The sequence below is a fragment of the Streptomyces sp. NPDC047974 genome (assembly GCF_040653375.1).
GTDB lineage: Bacteria > Actinomycetota > Actinomycetes > Streptomycetales > Streptomycetaceae > Streptomyces.
The window spans coordinates 16,243-31,332 of sequence record NZ_JBEZNU010000018.1; the positions used below are offsets into that span (position 1 = coordinate 16,243).

The following is a 15,090-nucleotide window of genomic DNA, read 5'->3' on the forward strand; positions in this document are numbered from 1 at the left end:
ATGGACTTCACGCCCACCGAGGAGCAGGACGCCGCGCGGGAGCTGGCCGCCCGGATCCTCGGCGACCTCTCCACGCACGAGCGGCTGGCCGCCGCCGGCACCGGCACGGACGCCGAGCTGTGGAAGGCGCTGTGCGCGGCCGGACTGCCCGGCGCCGTCGAGGAGATCGGCCTGCTCGGCCTCGTCCTCCTCCTGGAGGAGCAGGGCCGGGTGACGGCCCAGGTGCCGCTCGCCGCGACCGGGGTGTACGGGATCCTCGCCGTCGCCCGGCACGGCACCGGGGAGCAGCGCGCCCGCCTCCTGCCGGGGCTGCGGGACGGGACCGCCGTCGCGACGGGCGCCTTCCCCGCCACCGGCGCGGTCACGGCCCGCGGCGGGCGGCTCACCGGGACCGTCGGCTGGGTGCCGTGGCTGCGGGACGCCACCCACGTCCTCGTACCGGACGCGGACCGGATCCTGTGGCTGGTGCGGGCCGGGGACCTCGCCGCCGTCGCACCGGTCGAACTGACCGCGCCGTGGTCGGCCGGGCGGCTGGTGCTCGACGGGACGCCCGCCGAGCGGCTCGGGGACGGGACGGGGCCGGAGGCGTACGAGGACGTGCTCGCCGCCGCCCGTACCGCCTTCGCCGGACTGCAGGCGGGCGTCTGCGCCGGTTCGCTGGCCCGGGCCGTCGCGTACACCGCCGTACGGGAGCAGTTCGGGCGGCCGCTCGCCACCCGGCAGGCGGTCCAACTGCGGGCCGCCGACGCCTACATGGACACCGAGTCGATCCGGGTCACGGCCTACGAGGCGGCCTGGCGGTCCGACGCCGGCCTCGACGGCGCCGCGGCGGCGCTGACGGCCGCCTGGTGGGCCTCGGAGGCCGGCAAGCGGGTCGTGCACAGCGGCCAGCACCTGCACGGGGGCATGGGCGCCGACCTCGACCACCCCGTCCACCGGCACTTCCTGTGGGGCCGGCAGCTCGACGCCTACCTGGGCCACGGCACCGAACTCCTCGCCGAACTCGGCGATCTGCTCGCGAGGAAGGGCTCGATATGAAGGCCGGTGACGCGCTGCCGCCGCTGGAGATCCCCGTCACCCGCACCCTGATCGTGGCCGGGGCCGTCGCCTCCCGCGACTACCAGGACGTGCACCACGACGCCGAGGCCGCCCGGGAGAAGGGATCCCCGGACGTCTTCATGAACATCCTGACCACCAACGGCCTCGTCGGCCGGTACGTCACCGACCACTTCGGCCCGCACGCGGTGCTCCGCAGGGTCGCCATCCGGCTCGGCGCCCCCAACTACCCTGGCGACACGATGACGTTGACCGGGACGGTGGAGGAGGTGACCGGAGGCCCGGAGGACACCGTCACCGCCGTCGTCCGGATCGCCGGGGCCAACGGCCTCGGCCACCACGTCACCGGCACGGTCACCGTGGAGGTGCCCCGATGAGCCTGCTCCGCCCCGACGGCCTGGGCGGCCGGGCGGCCGTGGCCGGCATCGGCGCCACCGAGTTCTCCAAGGACTCCGGCCGCAGCGAGCTCTCCCTCGCGGTCGAGGCGGTCCGCGCGGCCCTCGACGACGCCGGGCTCGCCCCCGGCGACGTGGACGGACTCGTCACCTTCACCATGGACACCAACCCCGAGATCACCGTCGCCCAGGCGGCCGGCATCGGCGAACTCACCTTCTTCTCCCGCGTCCACTACGGCGGCGGCGCCGCCTGCGCCACCGTCCAGCAGGCCGCGCTCGCCGTCGCGGCGGGCGTCGCCGAGGTCGTCGTCTGCTACCGGGCCTTCAACGAGCGGTCGGGGCGCCGGTTCGGCTCCGGCGTGCAGCGGCGCGAGCCCTCCGCCGAGGGCGCCGCGCTCGGCTGGCAGCTGCCCTTCGGGCTGCTCACCCCGGCCTCCTGGGTCGCCATGGCCGCCCAGCGCTACCTCCACGTGTACGGGCTCACGCCGGAGGTCTTCGGGCACGTCGCCGTCACCGACCGCCGGTACGCGGCGACCAACCCCGCCGCGTACTTCCACGGCAAGCCGATCACCCTCGCCGACCACGCCGCCTCCCGCTGGATCGCGGAGCCGCTCCGCCTCCTCGACTGCTGCCAGGAGACCGACGGCGGCCAGGCGATCGTCGTCACCACCGCCGAGCGCGCCCGCGACCTGAGGCACCCGCCCGCCGTCGTCCTCGCGGCGGCGCAGGGCGCGGGCCGCAGACAGGAGGCCATGACCAGCTTCTACCGGGACGGGCTCACCGGGCTGCCCGAGATGGGCGTCGTGGCGCGGCAGTTGTGGCAGACCTCGGGGCTCCGCCCGGCCGACATCGACGTGGGCATCCTCTACGACCACTTCACCCCCTTCGTGCTCATGCAGCTGGAGGAGTTCGGCTTCTGCGGGCCGGGCGAGGGCGGGGACTTCGTGGCGGCGGACGCGCTGCCGCTCAACACCCACGGGGGGCAGCTGGGCGAGGCGTACCTCCACGGGATGAACGGCATCGCGGAGGCGGTGCGGCAGCTGCGCGGCACCTCCGTGAACCAGGTGCCCGGCGCGGCCCGGGCCCTGGTCACGGCCGGCACGGGCGTCCCGACCTCGGGCCTGGTCCTCGGCACCGCCACCTGAACGGACACCTGGAGGGACACCTGAAGGGGACACCGGACCGACACCTGAACGGACACCGGACCGACACCCGGCGGACGCCCGGACCGACCCGGGCGGGCGCCCCGTCGCCCGGGCCGGCCCGCTCCGGGAGCGGCCGTGTTCCCGGAGCGACCCTGACCCCGGGGTGACGGCGGCTCCACCCAGAGGAGGTCGGGGCACCCCGGGGACTCCGACCTGAGGGGGAGCCGGGTTCGGGACCTGGGGCCGATCCGCCCGGACCCCGCCGCTCCTAGCGTGGAACCATGACTCCGCCACCCACTGGCCCCGTCTGCGCCGGCGCCTCGACGGCCGCCACCCGGCCCGGACAGCGCACGGCCCCGCGCACCTCGCCGCGGCAGGGCCCGCGCCCGTTCGCGTACCCGTCCTTCTCCTCCTTCGTGAAGGCCCGGCAGCCGCTGCTGCTGCGCACCGCCCGCTCGCTGACCGCGAACCCGAGCGACGCCGAGGACCTGCTCCAGACCGCGCTCACCAAGACCTTCGTGGCCTGGGAGCGGATCGAGGACCACCGGGCACTCGACGGGTACGTGCGCCGGGCCCTGGTGAACACGCGCACCTCGCAGTGGCGCAAGCGCAAGGTCGAGGAGTTCGTCTGCGAGGAGCTGCCCGAGCCGTCCGGGCCGGCCGAGCCGGACCCGGCCGAGCGCCAGGTCCTCCACGACGCCATGTGGCGCGCCGTGATGAAGCTCCCCGAGCGGCAGCGGCAGATGGTCGTGCTGCGGTACTACGAGGACCTCAGCGAGGCCCAGACGGCCGAGGTCCTCGGCGTCTCCGTCGGCACGGTGAAGAGCGCGGTCTCCCGCGCCCTGGGCCGCCTGCGCGAGGACCCGGAACTGACGGCGGGCGTCGGCGCCTGACGCCCGGAAGCGGCCGGCCGTCGACCTCTGCCAGTGATCACTGGCAATTTCGGTACTCCCGGGTAGTGACATACCGCGCGGTACGTGCGCAGAATCTGCACATCCTTACTGCCACGTAGCGCCCACCGGGAGGACGCCCCGTGTACAGCACCATGCAGGACGTACAGCTCACCATCAGCCGCATCCTCGAACACGGCCGACGGGTCCACGGGCGGTCCACCGTCACCACCTGGACCGGCGAGCCGGAGCCGCAGCGCCGCACCTTCGCCGAGATCGGCGACCGCGCCGCCCAGCTCGCCAACGCCCTCCGCGACGAGCTGGGCGTCCGGCAGGGCGAGCCCACCGCGACGCTGATGTGGAACAACGCCGAGCACGTCGAGGCGTACTTCGCGCTCCCCTCCATGGGCGCCGTCCTGCACACCCTCAACCTGCGGCTTCCCCCCGAGCAGCTGGCCTTCATCGTCAACCACGCCGCCGACCGGGTCGTCCTCGTCAACGGCTCCCTGCTGCCCCTCCTCGCCCCGCTCCTGCCGCACCTGCCGACGGTCGAGCACGTCGTCGTCGCCGGCCCCGGCGACCGCTCCCTCCTCGACGGCGCCGCCCCGCGCGTCCACGAGTACGAGGAGCTGATCGCGGGCCGCCCGACCACCTACGACTGGCCCGAGCTCGACGAGCGCACGGCCGCCGCCATGTGCTACACCTCCGGCACCACCGGCGACCCGAAGGGCGTCGTCTACTCGCACCGGTCGATCTACCTGCACTCCATGCAGGTGAACATGACCGAGTCGATGGGCCTGACGGACATGGACACGACCCTGGTCGTGGTCCCGCAGTTCCACGTCAACGCCTGGGGCCTGCCGCACGCCACCTTCATGACCGGCATCAACATGCTCATGCCGGACCGCTTCCTCCAGCCGGCCCCGCTCGCCGAGATGATCGAGCGCGAGAAGCCCAGCCACGCCGCCGCCGTCCCCACCATCTGGCAGGGCCTGCTCGCCGAGGTCACGGCCCACCCGCGCGACCTCTCCTCGATGAAGCAGGTCACCATCGGCGGCGCCGCCTGCCCGCCCTCCCTCATGGAGGCGTACGACAGGCTGGGCGTCCGCCTCTGTCACGCCTGGGGCATGACGGAGACCTCCCCGCTCGGCACGATGGCGCACCCGCCGGCCGGGCTGACGCCGGAGGAGGAGTGGCCGTACCGCGTCACGCAGGGCCGTTTCCCTGCGGGCGTCGAGGGCCGGCTCGTCGGCCCCTCCGGCGAGCACCTGCCCTGGGACGGCGAGTCCGCCGGCGAGCTGGAGGTGCGCGGCACCTGGATCGCGGGCTCGTACTTCGGCGGCATCGGCGCCGACCCGATCCGCCCCGAGGACAAGTTCAGCGAGGACGGCTGGCTGAAGACCGGCGACGTCGGCGTGATCAGCCCCGACGGCTTCCTCACCCTCACCGACCGCGCCAAGGACGTCATCAAGTCCGGTGGCGAGTGGATCTCCAGCGTCGAGCTCGAGAACGCGATCATGGCCCACCCGGCCGTCGCCGAGGCCGCCGTCGTCGCCGTCCCGGACGAGAAGTGGGGCGAGCGTCCGCTCGCGACCGTCGTCCTCAAGGAGGGCGAGACCGCCGACTACGCGACCCTGCGGGACTTCCTCGCCACCGAGGGCGGCATCGCCAAGTGGCAGCTGCCGGAGCGCTGGGCGATCGTGGCGGCGGTCCCGAAGACCAGCGTCGGCAAGTTCGACAAGAAGGTGATCCGCAGGCAGTACGCGGAGGGCGAGCTGGACGTCACCCAGCTGTAGAGCCCGCACGGGGAGAGGGGAGGGGGAGGGCCGCAGAAGCGGCCCTCCCCCTCCCGTCAGTTGGTGCCGATCTTCGCCAGCAGGTCGACGATCCGGGCCTGGACCTCGGCGCTGTTGGAGCGCTCCGCCAGGAAGAGGACCGTCTCGCCGGAGGACAGCTCCGGCAGCCGCTCGGCGTCGAGGCCGGCCGAGGTGTAGACGACCAGCGGGGTGCGGTTGAGCCGGCCGTTCGCCCGCAGCCAGTCGATGATCCCGGCCCGTCGGCGGCGCACCTGCATGAGGTCCATGACCACCAGGTTCGGCCGCGTCTCGCCGGCCAGCGCCACCGCCTCGGTGTCCGTGGCCGCGCGCACCACCTGCATCCCGCGCCGCTCCAGGGTGGCGGCGAGGGCCTCGGCGATGTGCTCGTTCTCCTCGATGACCAGGACCCGCGAGGGGTGCTGCTCGCTGTCGCGCGGCGCGAGCGCCTTGAGCAGGACGGCGGGATCGGCGCCGTACGCCTCCTCCCGGCCCGCCTGCCCGAGCCCGGCCGCCAGCAGCACCGGCACCTCGGCGGAGACGGCCGCCTGGCGCAGCGACTGGAGCGCGGTCCGGGTGATCGGACCGGTCAGCGGGTCGACGAAGAGCGCGGCCGGGAAGGCGGCGATCTGCGCGTCGACCTCCTCGCGGGAGTGCACGATCACCGGCCGGTAGCCGCGGTCGCTCAGCGCCTGCTGGGTGGTGACGTCCGGCGCGGGCCAGACGAGCAGCCGGCGCGGGTTGTCGAGCGGCTCCGGGGGCAGTTCGTCGTCGACGGGCAGCGGCGCGGGCCGGTTCACGACCTCGACGGCACCGCCGGGGCCGTCGAGCGGCTCGGGCCCCTCGTCGGACCCCTCGGCCGGCGCCCCTATCGCGAACGCCCGTCCGCGGCCCTCGGACTCGGCGGCGGGCGCGGGAGCGGTCACGGGCGCGGCAGCCGGGAGCGGTGCCGGCGCGGCGGCCGGGGCGGGAGCGAGAGCGGGGGCCGGGGCGGGGGCCGGCGGGTCGAGCTCCGGCGGCGTCGCGAGCTTGCGGCGACGGCCCGAGCCGTTCGACGGAGCGGCCACGGGCGTCCCCGCCTGGAGCGGCGGCGCGAAGGGCACCCCCTGCCCGAGCGTGCGCACGCTGAACGCCCGACCCTGCGTGGAGTCCTTCGGCAGCGGAGCCGACGGCGCGGCGGCGGGCTTGGGCGCGGGCATCGGAAGCTCGGGAGGCAGCGGTACGGAACCGGTGCCGGTGCCGGACGGCGTGGCGGTGCCGTGCGCGGGCGTCGCGGACGGGGCGGCCGCGGCGGACGACGGTACGGCGAGGGGCGCGGGCGCCGGCATGGGCGCGGGCACGGGCGCGAGTCCCGTGGCCGGGACCGCGGTGGCGGCCGGAGCCGCCGGAGCCGCCGGGAGGGGGTGCGGCTGCGGGGGAGTGTGCCCGGCGGGCACGTCCCGAACGGCTCCGTGCTGCGGCCGCTCCTCGGGCGCGGCACCGGCCTCGCTCGCGTCGGCGGCCGGCGGTTCGTCGCGGTCGGCCTCGGCCGGCGGCAGGGCGAACGGCGTCCGGGGCCCCGCCTCGGCGGCGGCGGCCCGCTCCTGCGCGGCGGCGAGCGCCCGCCGGCGGCGACCGGTCGGCCGCTCGGCCTCGGCACCCCCGGGAGACGCCACGGCGATCGCGCCGCCCTGCGGCGCGGCCGGCAGGGCGGGAGCCGGCGCGAGGGCACCGGCGGGCTCGACGGGGGCCACGCCCTGCGGCGGCACGGCGGCACCGAGCGCGGGCCGCTCCTGGGCGCCCTCGGCGGCGGTCACCACGGAGCCCTCGGCGGGCCGGCCCCGGCGGCGGCCGGTCGGCTCGACGCCGGTGGACTGCTGGGCGGGGATCAGTTCGGCGGGCCCGGGGGCCTCTTCCGTACGGGCGCGGCGGCGTCCGCCACCCGCGGCCGGCACGGCGACCGCCCCGGCACCGCCCTCCGGGGAGGTCGCGCTCTCCAGGAACGCGTCGGTGGAGGAGCGCCGGGCCCGGCGCCGCCCGGAACCGCCCGCGGTCGAGCCGTCCACCGGACCGGAGGCCTGCGCGGGCAGCGCGGGCACACCGGCCGCGGGCCCTGCCTCCGGCGAGGCGCCGGAGGAGGGTCCGGCCGACGGCTCGGCCTCGGGCGAGGTCTCGGGCGTGGTCTCGGACGCGGGAGCGGGAGGGGGAGTGGGAGTGGGCGCAGGCGCGAGCGCGGGCGTGGCCCCGGCCTCGGGAAGGGCCTCGGGCGCGGCCTCGGGTACGGACGCGGACGCGAGTGCCACCTCGGCTGCGGGAACGGTTCCCCGGCCCGCGCCGATCGGCACCTCCAGGACGTACGCGCCGCCGCTGGTCCCCGGCACCTCGTGGGTCTGCACGACACCGCCGTGCGCCGCCACGATCCCGCGCACGATGGGCCCGTGGACCGGGTCGCCGCCCGCGTACGGGCCGCGGACCTCGATGCGGACGACCTCGCCGCGCTGCGCCGCCGCGACCACGATCGTGGAGTCTGCGGGACCGGCGGTGCCCTGCGCCGAGGCGCGGGTCCTGCCCGTGGCATCGACACCGGCCACGTCCGCGACGAGGTGGGCGAGCGCGGTCGTCAGCCGGCCGGCGTCGACCTCGGCCTCGATCGGCGGCGCGTGCACGGCGAACTGCGCGCGGCCCGGGCCGATCAGCTCCACGGCCGCGTCGATGCCGCCGGTGACGATCCCGTCGAGCAGCGCGACCTTCCGGTCGAGCTCCTCCTCGCCGGCGTCCAGGCGCTGGTAGCCGAGGACGTTGTCGACGAGGGTGGTCATCCGGGCGGACCCGGCGACCAGGTGGTGCAGCAGCCGGTTGGCCTCGGGCCACAGCTGCACGCCGTCGTCGGCGGCGAGCGAACCCAGCTCGCCGCGCAGCGCCTCCAGGGGTCCGCGCAGCGACTCGGCCAGCACGGCGGTCAGCTGAGCGTGCCGGGAGGCGAGGGCCGCGTACTTCTCCGCCTGCGCCTCGCGCTCGGCCGCGTGCCGCTCGGCCCGGTCGGCGAGTTCGGTGGCGTGCCGCTCGGTCAGTTCGGCCAGCTCGGCGGCGTGCCGCTCGACCAGCTCCTCCTGCTGCGCGACCAGTTCCTCGTGGGGGCGGCGGTCGGTGAAGGTCATCACGGCGCCGACGAGCTGGTCGCCGTCGCGCACCGGAGCCGTCGTCAGGTCGACCGGCACCCGGTCGCCGGCCTTCGACCACAGCACCTGGCCGCGCACCCGGTGCTTGCGGCCCGACTTGAGGGTGTCGGCGAGCGGGGACTCCTCGTACGGGAAGGGGGTGCCGTCGGCGCGCTTGGGGAGGATCAGCGGGTGCAGCTCGGCGCCGCCCAGCTCGCCGGCGCGATAGCCGAGGATCTGCGCGAAGGCGGGGTTCACGAGGACGACCCGGCCGTCGGTGTCCGTGCCGACGACGCCCTCGGAGGCCGCCCGCAGGATCATCTCGGTCTGCCGCTGCGAGCGGGCCAGCTCGGCCTCGGTGTCGAGGGTGCCGGTGAGGTCGCGGACGACGAGCATCAGCAGCTCGTCGCCGGTGTAGGAGGCGTACGAGTCGTATGCCTCGCGGCCGTCCTCCAGGCTGGCGCTCGTCACCTCGACGGGGAACTCGCCGCCGTCGGTGCGGCGGGCCATCATCCGCATCGGCTTGGTCCGGCCGCGCTCGTCCGCCGGGTCGGGGCGGCGCATCGAGCCGGGGATCAGGCGCGAGTCGAAGGTGGGCAGCAGATCGAGCAGCCCGCGACCGACGAGCGCGGTGCCGGGGGTCTCGAACATGCCGAGGGCGATGGTGTTGGCGTTGACGACCGTGCCGTTGCAATTGACGAGCACGAGGCCGTCGGGGAGGGCGTCGAGTATGGCTGCGAGGCGAGCAGCGCCTCGGGATGGCCTGCTGCTCACGACGACGCTTCCTCCCTGACGCCTGCAATTGCGCGCGGGCCGTGCCCGCGGTGTGCGCCGTCCGGCATGTGCCGTGACGGCGGGCCGGCCCCATCTTGCCCCTCGGGCGGCGGCCCTGTCACGGAGGGAGTCTAACGGCGCCCCGGATCGTCCCGTCAGCCCCGGACGCTCGGAAGGAGCGGTTCCATGTTCTCCCAGCGGTCGATCTCGCAGCCGTTCGCCCGGGAGAAGCGGGCGTCGATCCGGCGTCCCTGCCAGGTGCCGGTCACCTGGGCGGTCACCGGCCCGCCGTACATCTGCGCGCACAGGGCGTCCGCCGGGACCGGCGCGAAGGGGTTCTCCCCGGCGCGCGTGAAGCCCGCCAGGCGCTCGCAGGCCCGCGCGGCCGCCGGATGGTCGCCGCCCGGCCGGTCGTCACACGTCAGCTTCCAGCTCCCCTCGGCCTCCGGGTTCCCGCTCCCGCTGACGGTCACCGTCAGCGCGTCGGGCGGCGAGAGCAGCGGCAGCGGCGGCAGCGGCCAGGCCGAGGCGGCGCCGGCGAGGGAGGTGACGAAGGCGGCGGCGAGCGCGGCGGAGAGGGCGGCGGGGCGGGCGAGACGGCGCAGCGGCATGGAACGACTCCGGAGACGTGCGTACGGGAGGAGCGGGAGGGAGAAGGAGCGGGACACTTCTCTAACGCTGCGACCCCGGGGGCGTTGCGCAACCGGGGTGCGCCGCGCGGGGCCCGGACGCGGTCCTCGGGACGCGCCGGGGCTTTGCCCTGCACCCCGCCCGCCCGGTACGGTGAAAGCGATTGGTGACACGAGGCTCGCCTGTGTCATCATCTGCACGCACCGTCCGCGCATGCGCGTGGTGCGAGGAGGCGTCGCCTAGTCCGGTCTATGGCGCCGCACTGCTAATGCGGTTTGGGCTTTATCGTCCATCGAGGGTTCAAATCCCTCCGCCTCCGCTTCAGGAAGCCCCGGCCCCACGGCCGGGGCTTCCGCCGTTCCCGGACCGGTTTCCCCACCCGCGCCCTCCGGCCGGAGAGGCCCTCTTGCCACGGAGCACGCGACCGGTCCCCGCCCGCATGTGACCCCGGTCTCTTTCTCCCCCTCCAGCCCCGTTCCCCACGCCGGAACCCGCTGCTCCACCCCGTCGCCCCCGACCCCTCGCGATGGCGTTTCCGCAGGTCAGAGGGGGTGGGCTAATCGGATTTCACATGACGCCGGGACTCATGTAATGTTCTTCCTGTCGCCGGGACAGCGGGCCGAAAGGGCCGGGAAACGGAGACAAGAACTAAAAACAAGCACTCGTAGCTTAACGGATAGAGCATCTGACTACGGATCAGAAGGTTGCAGGTTCGAATCCTGCCGAGTGCACAGAGTCGAGAGGCCCGGACGAGAGTCCGGGCCTCTCGCGTTGTCGTTAAGGGGCTTCGGGCATTGCCAGGGGCGGGGCGGGTGGGGTTAGGTACGGATGATCGTATTTTTTGGCTGAAATGTGGGGGGTAGAGCCATGGCGCTCTTCGGGAACGCGCACGCCATCGATCCGGCGCAGGCGCAGCAGGACTACGCACGGCTGCTCGGACAGGGGGAGCAGGTGCACGCCGCGTACCTGCTGATCCGGGACGTCATCTTCTTCACGGACCGGCGGCTCGTGCTCGTCGACAAGCAGGGCATCACCGGCAAGAAGGTCGAGTACCACTCGATCCCGTACCGGAGCATCACGCACTTCGCCGTCGAGACGGCCGGCACCTTCGACCTCGACGCCGAGCTGAAGATCTGGATCTCGGGCTCGCAGCTGCCGGTCACCAAGACGTTCACCAAGGGCGTGGACATCTACGAGGTGCAGGCGATCCTCACGCAGTTCGTCGCCCGCTAGCGGAGCCGCCGGACACGGCGGACGCGGAGATTACTACGAAGGCCCCGGGTTTGCCCGGGGCCTTCCCCTTTTGGGTGAACCCATCAGATTTGCATGTCAGTTGAATATGCCTTCGGCCTAGCGTGCGGGTGGAGGTGATGATCGTTGGACGCGATCGACATCGATGACTTCGTACGGGCCGCCGCGGGAGGCCGGCTGAGACGGCTGACGGCCGTCGACGGGGCGCACTGGTTCCCCGTCGTGGACGTGGCCCGGCAGCTCGGGTACGCCCGGCCGCGGGAGGCGCTGCGCAGCGTGGTCCTGCCCGCCTGGTGCCTGGCGCCGGCCCGCGAACTGGCCCCGAGCCCGGACATACTCGCGCGCAGCGGCATCCGGGGCACCGCCCGCATGGTGAGCCTCCCCGGGCTCGTGCAGCTCGTCACCGCCTGCCGCGCGCCGGAGGCCGGGCCGTTCCGGGCCTGGGTGGGCGAGCTGGTCGCCGAGGTGCAGCGGCACGGCGGCTACGGCCTCGAACCGGCGCCCGCGCACAGCGGGTTCGTGCTGCCGCCCGAGCTCGTCGACGTCCTCGTCCGGCTGGAAGGGCACATCGACGAGGGCGCCGCGGACCTCGTCGCGTACGCGGAGCTGCTGCGGGAGACGCGGCGCAGCCTCTCAAGGGTCGCCGACTCCCTTGAGCGCTCGTTCGCCGTGCCCCGCCAGCGGGGTGGCGAAGGCCCGCCGCCGCTCAGCGCGCAGGAGCTGGTCGAGTCCTGGGAGATCAGCGGCGACATGCGGGCCGTCGCCAGCTATCTCGCCCCCGCCCTCGTCCGCGGCGGCGTCCGCTGCCGCCCCCAGGACGTCACCCGGCGCACCGGCCTCTCCGGCGAGCGCGTCCGCGACTGCGTCCGGCGGCTCATCGAGCGGGGCTGCATGCGCGAGGTCGGCGACCCCTGCCCGGACGGGACGCGGATCTACGTCCTGCCCTGAGGGGAGGATGGGGGCATGGACGGGGGCATGGACGGGGGCACGGGAGGTGACCGGGGCGTGTGGCGGAGCGGCGGGGTCGGATGGGTCGACGGCGCGGCCGTGCTGCGGTGGTGGGGCGGTCGGACGAGTCCGGTCGCGTACGGGGGGCCGCTCGGCTTCCGGGCCGTCGGCGGCCGGGTCTGCGCGGGGGTGCGGGGGAATGCCTGCCCGCTCGGCGCCGCCGTGCCCGGGCGGTCCACCGGCGGGCTCTGCCCCGCCTGCGCGCGGCTCGACCGGGCGCACTCCGTGGCCGCCGACACCTTCGCCGACGACCCCCGGCCCTACCGCGTCTACCTCGCCTGGTTCGGGCCCGGCACCGTGAAGGTCGGGATCACCGGGGAGCACCGGGGGTCCGCGCGTCTCCTCGAACAGGGCGCGGTCGCCTTCTGCTGGCTCGGGCGCGGGCCGCTGATGGCCGCCCGGCGGACCGAGGAGGTGCTGCGGCGGGCGCTCGGCGTGCCCGACCGGGTGCCGTACGACCGGAAGCGGGCGCTGCGGGTCGGGCTGCCGGACCCCGCCGCCCGGCGCGGTGAGATCGAGGAGCTGTACCGCCGGGCCCTGGGCGTCGGGGGCTGGGGCGAGACCCTGGAGGCGCTGCCGTTCGCCGCGTACGACCACGGGGAGGCCTTCGGGCTCGGGGGGCTGCCCGCGCTCGACGGGAGCGTCACCGAGCTCGTCGACGGCGGGATCGTCACCGGGCGGGTGCTCGCCGCGGCCGGCCCCGACCTGCACCTGAGCGATCCCGCCGGCCGCCATCTCGTGCTCGACGGGCGGCTGCTCGGCGGGTGGGGGCTGGAAAGGGGCGGGGAGGCGGACGTCTGGAGCGTGCCCGTGGGCGTCGTCGCCGCGGAGAGCGGGCAGGACGGGCTGTTCTGACCGGCCGCCGTTCGTAAAGTCTTGGATCCCTTTGGCCGGCGGCCGTGGACAGCGTCCGGGCCGCCCGGCGAGGGTGATCGCATGACGCAGAAACCGATCTCCGGGCTCGAACCGCCTTACTACACCGCCGTCTTCACCTCCCTGCGGCCCGACGCCCCCGAGGGGTACGCCGACACCGCCGCCGAGCTGCGCGAGCGGGTCGCCTCCGTCCCCGGCTTCCTCGGCTACGAGTCCGCCCGCACCCCCGGCGGCCTCGGCATCACCGTCGCCTACTTCCGCGACCTGGAGGCCCTGGACGCCTGGCGGCTCGACTCCGCGCACGTGGCGGCGAAGACGTACGGGCGCGAGCACTGGTACGAGGCGTACAGCTGCCACATCGGGAAGGTCGAGCGGAGCTACGGCTTTGAACGAGCGTGAGGCCGCCCGGGGACTGACCGCCCGGCTCGGGCTGCCCGGGCTCGTCGACGTCCACACCCACTTCATGCCCAAGAGCGTGCTCGACAAGGTCTGGGCGTACTTCGACGCCGTCGGGCCGATGACCGGGCAGCCCTGGCCCATCACCTACCGCGAGGAGGAGGACCGGCGGGTCGAGCTGCTGCGCGGCTTCGGCGTGCGGGCCTTCACCTCGATGCTCTACCCGCACAAGCCGGGGATGGGCGCCTGGCTCAACTCCTGGGCCGCCGACTTCGCCGCGCGGACGCCCGACTGTCTGCACACCGCGACCTTCTTCCCCGAGCCCGGGGCCGCCGCTTACGTCCGGCAGGCCCTCGACGCCGGGGCCAGGGTCTTCAAGGTGCACGTCCAGGTCGGCGGCTTCGATCCCAACGACCCGCTCCTCGACGAGGTGTGGGGACTCCTTGCCGAGAGCGGGACGCCGGTCGTCGTCCACTGCGGCTCCGGTCCCGCGCCCGGCGCCTTCACCGGGCCGGGACCGGCCGGGGAACTGCTCGCCCGGCATCCCCGGCTGCGGATGATCGTCGCGCACATGGGCATGCCGGAGTACGAGGACTTCCTCGGGCTCGCGGAGCGGTACGAGGGCGTGCACCTGGACACCACCATGGCGTTCACGGACTTCAGCGAGCGGCTCGCGCCCTTCCCGCGCGAGGCGCTCAAGCGGCTCGTCGACCTCCAGGACCGGATCCTGCTGGGCTCCGACTTCCCGAACATCCCGTACCCGTACGTCCACCAGCTCGACGCCCTGGAGCGGCTCGGGCTCGGCGACGACTGGCTCCGGGCGGTCCTGCACGACAACGGCGCCGCGATGTTTCACGTGAAACCCTGACGGGGAGGCCGGGCGGCCGGGAGCTCACGGCTTTCTCAGGGAATTCACAGGAAAGCGAAAGAGCGATCTCAGCGGCGGCGGCCAGCGTGGTGCCATGACCGTCACCACTCGCAGCACTTCAGCCCGCCGCGGCACCCGCGCCGATCTGCTCCGTGCCGACGGCACCGCCGTCCGCGTCCTCGTCGTGGACGACGAGGCCTCCCTCTCCGAACTGCTCTCGATGGCCCTGCGCTACGAGGGCTGGCAGGTCCGCAGCGCCGGTGACGGGGCCGGTGCCCTGCGGGCCGTACGCGAGTTCCGGCCCGACGTCGTCATCCTGGACATCATGCTCCCGGACGTCGACGGGCTCAGCCTGCTCGGCTCGATCCGGCGCGAGCTGCCCGAGGTGCCGGTCCTCTTCCTGACGGCGAAGGACGCCGTGGAGGACCGGATCGCCGGGCTCACGGCCGGCGGCGACGACTACGTCACCAAGCCGTTCAGCCTGGAGGAGGTCGTCGCCCGGCTGCGCGGCCTGATCCGGCGCTCGGGCGCGGCGCAGGCCCGCAGCGAGTCGGTCCTCGTGGTCGGCGACCTCACCCTCGACGAGGACAGCCACGAGGTCACCCGGGGCGGAGACTCCATCCACCTCACCGCCACCGAGTTCGAGCTGCTGCGCTACCTCATGCGCAATCCGCGCCGGGTGCTCAGCAAGGCCCAGATCCTCGACCGCGTGTGGTCGTACGACTTCGGCGGCCAGGCCAACGTCGTCGAGCTGTACATCTCCTACCTGCGCCGGAAGATCGACGCCGGACGCTCGCCGATGATCCACACCCGGCGGGGGGCCGGCTACCTCATCAAGCCGGGGGAGTAGGCC

The 15,090-nt window shown here is 74.5% G+C and carries 13 protein-coding genes and 2 tRNA genes; 13 read left to right on the top strand and 2 right to left on the bottom strand.

All coding sequences use genetic code 11. The features are described 5' to 3' along the window. The 5 genes from AB0E19_RS24285 (at nt 1) to AB0E19_RS24305 (ending at nt 5,282) form a co-directional block, all read left to right on the top strand. On the top strand, nt 1-1,038 hold the full coding sequence (locus AB0E19_RS24285; RefSeq protein ID WP_362183933.1) for an acyl-CoA dehydrogenase family protein: 1,038 nt from the start codon (nt 1-3) through the stop codon (nt 1,036-1,038). After that, the gene (locus AB0E19_RS24290; protein WP_362183936.1) at nt 1,035-1,433 is read left to right on the top strand and encodes a MaoC family dehydratase; all 399 of its coding nucleotides are present in this window, start codon (nt 1,035-1,037) and stop codon (nt 1,431-1,433) included. The genes AB0E19_RS24285 and AB0E19_RS24290 overlap by 4 nt, the downstream gene beginning before the upstream one ends. After that, entirely contained in the window at nt 1,430-2,596 is a 1,167-nt protein-coding gene (locus AB0E19_RS24295; protein WP_362183939.1) for a lipid-transfer protein, read from the top strand. Before AB0E19_RS24290 ends, AB0E19_RS24295 begins: the two co-directional genes overlap by 4 nt. Before the next feature lie 281 nt (nt 2,597-2,877). Further along, on the top strand, nt 2,878-3,489 hold the full coding sequence (locus AB0E19_RS24300) for a SigE family RNA polymerase sigma factor (protein WP_169093991.1): 612 nt from the start codon (nt 2,878-2,880) through the stop codon (nt 3,487-3,489). Between the two features lie 140 nt (nt 3,490-3,629). Further along, nucleotides 3,630-5,282: a long-chain fatty acid--CoA ligase gene (locus AB0E19_RS24305; RefSeq protein ID WP_362183943.1), complete on the top strand. Its 1,653-nt coding sequence runs from the start codon at nt 3,630-3,632 to the stop codon at nt 5,280-5,282. Between the two features lie 56 nt (nt 5,283-5,338). Here the strand turns inward: AB0E19_RS24305 and AB0E19_RS24310 are convergent, their stop codons facing one another. Both AB0E19_RS24310 and AB0E19_RS24315 read right to left on the bottom strand, forming a co-directional pair. Beyond that, nucleotides 5,339-9,211, bottom strand: a complete 3,873-nt coding sequence (locus AB0E19_RS24310) for a PAS domain-containing protein (RefSeq protein ID WP_362183946.1) — start codon at nt 9,209-9,211, stop codon at nt 5,339-5,341. 155 nt (nt 9,212-9,366) lie between these two features. Further along, entirely contained in the window at nt 9,367-9,822 is a 456-nt protein-coding gene (locus tag AB0E19_RS24315) for an SSI family serine proteinase inhibitor (protein WP_362183949.1), read from the bottom strand. A gap of 247 nt (nt 9,823-10,069) precedes the next feature. Here AB0E19_RS24315 and AB0E19_RS24320 point away from each other — a divergent pair. The 8 genes from AB0E19_RS24320 to AB0E19_RS24355 all read left to right on the top strand — a co-directional run bounded on the left by AB0E19_RS24320 (nt 10,070) and on the right by AB0E19_RS24355 (nt 15,087). Continuing rightward, nucleotides 10,070-10,160: transfer RNA gene (locus AB0E19_RS24320), tRNA-Ser, on the top strand. A 339-nt stretch (nt 10,161-10,499) separates the two neighbouring features. Continuing rightward, nucleotides 10,500-10,572 (top strand) — tRNA-Arg (locus AB0E19_RS24325). 136 nt (nt 10,573-10,708) lie between these two features. Further along, nucleotides 10,709-11,074, top strand: a complete 366-nt coding sequence (locus AB0E19_RS24330) for a PH domain-containing protein (RefSeq protein WP_362183952.1) — start codon at nt 10,709-10,711, stop codon at nt 11,072-11,074. Nucleotides 11,075-11,218: 144 nt separating this feature from the next. Next, nucleotides 11,219-12,040 (top strand): Bro-N domain-containing protein, encoded by an 822-nt coding sequence (locus tag AB0E19_RS24335; RefSeq protein ID WP_362183955.1) that lies wholly within the window; start codon nt 11,219-11,221, stop codon nt 12,038-12,040. Between the two features lie 15 nt (nt 12,041-12,055). Next, nucleotides 12,056-12,955 (top strand): DUF2797 domain-containing protein, encoded by a 900-nt coding sequence (locus AB0E19_RS24340; RefSeq protein WP_362183958.1) that lies wholly within the window; start codon nt 12,056-12,058, stop codon nt 12,953-12,955. Nucleotides 12,956-13,036: 81 nt separating this feature from the next. Beyond that, nucleotides 13,037-13,372 carry an antibiotic biosynthesis monooxygenase gene (locus AB0E19_RS24345; protein ID WP_362183961.1) on the top strand — a complete coding sequence of 112 codons (336 nt, stop codon included), beginning with the start codon at nt 13,037-13,039 and terminating at the stop codon, nt 13,370-13,372. Beyond that, the gene (locus AB0E19_RS24350; protein ID WP_362183964.1) at nt 13,359-14,237 is read left to right on the top strand and encodes an amidohydrolase family protein; all 879 of its coding nucleotides are present in this window, start codon (nt 13,359-13,361) and stop codon (nt 14,235-14,237) included. The genes AB0E19_RS24345 and AB0E19_RS24350 overlap by 14 nt, the downstream gene beginning before the upstream one ends. A 94-nt stretch (nt 14,238-14,331) precedes the next feature. Then, a complete protein-coding gene (locus AB0E19_RS24355) occupies nt 14,332-15,087 on the top strand; it encodes a response regulator transcription factor (RefSeq protein WP_169093979.1) in 756 nt (251 codons plus the stop codon). The last annotated feature ends 3 nt before the right edge of the window (nt 15,088-15,090 follow it).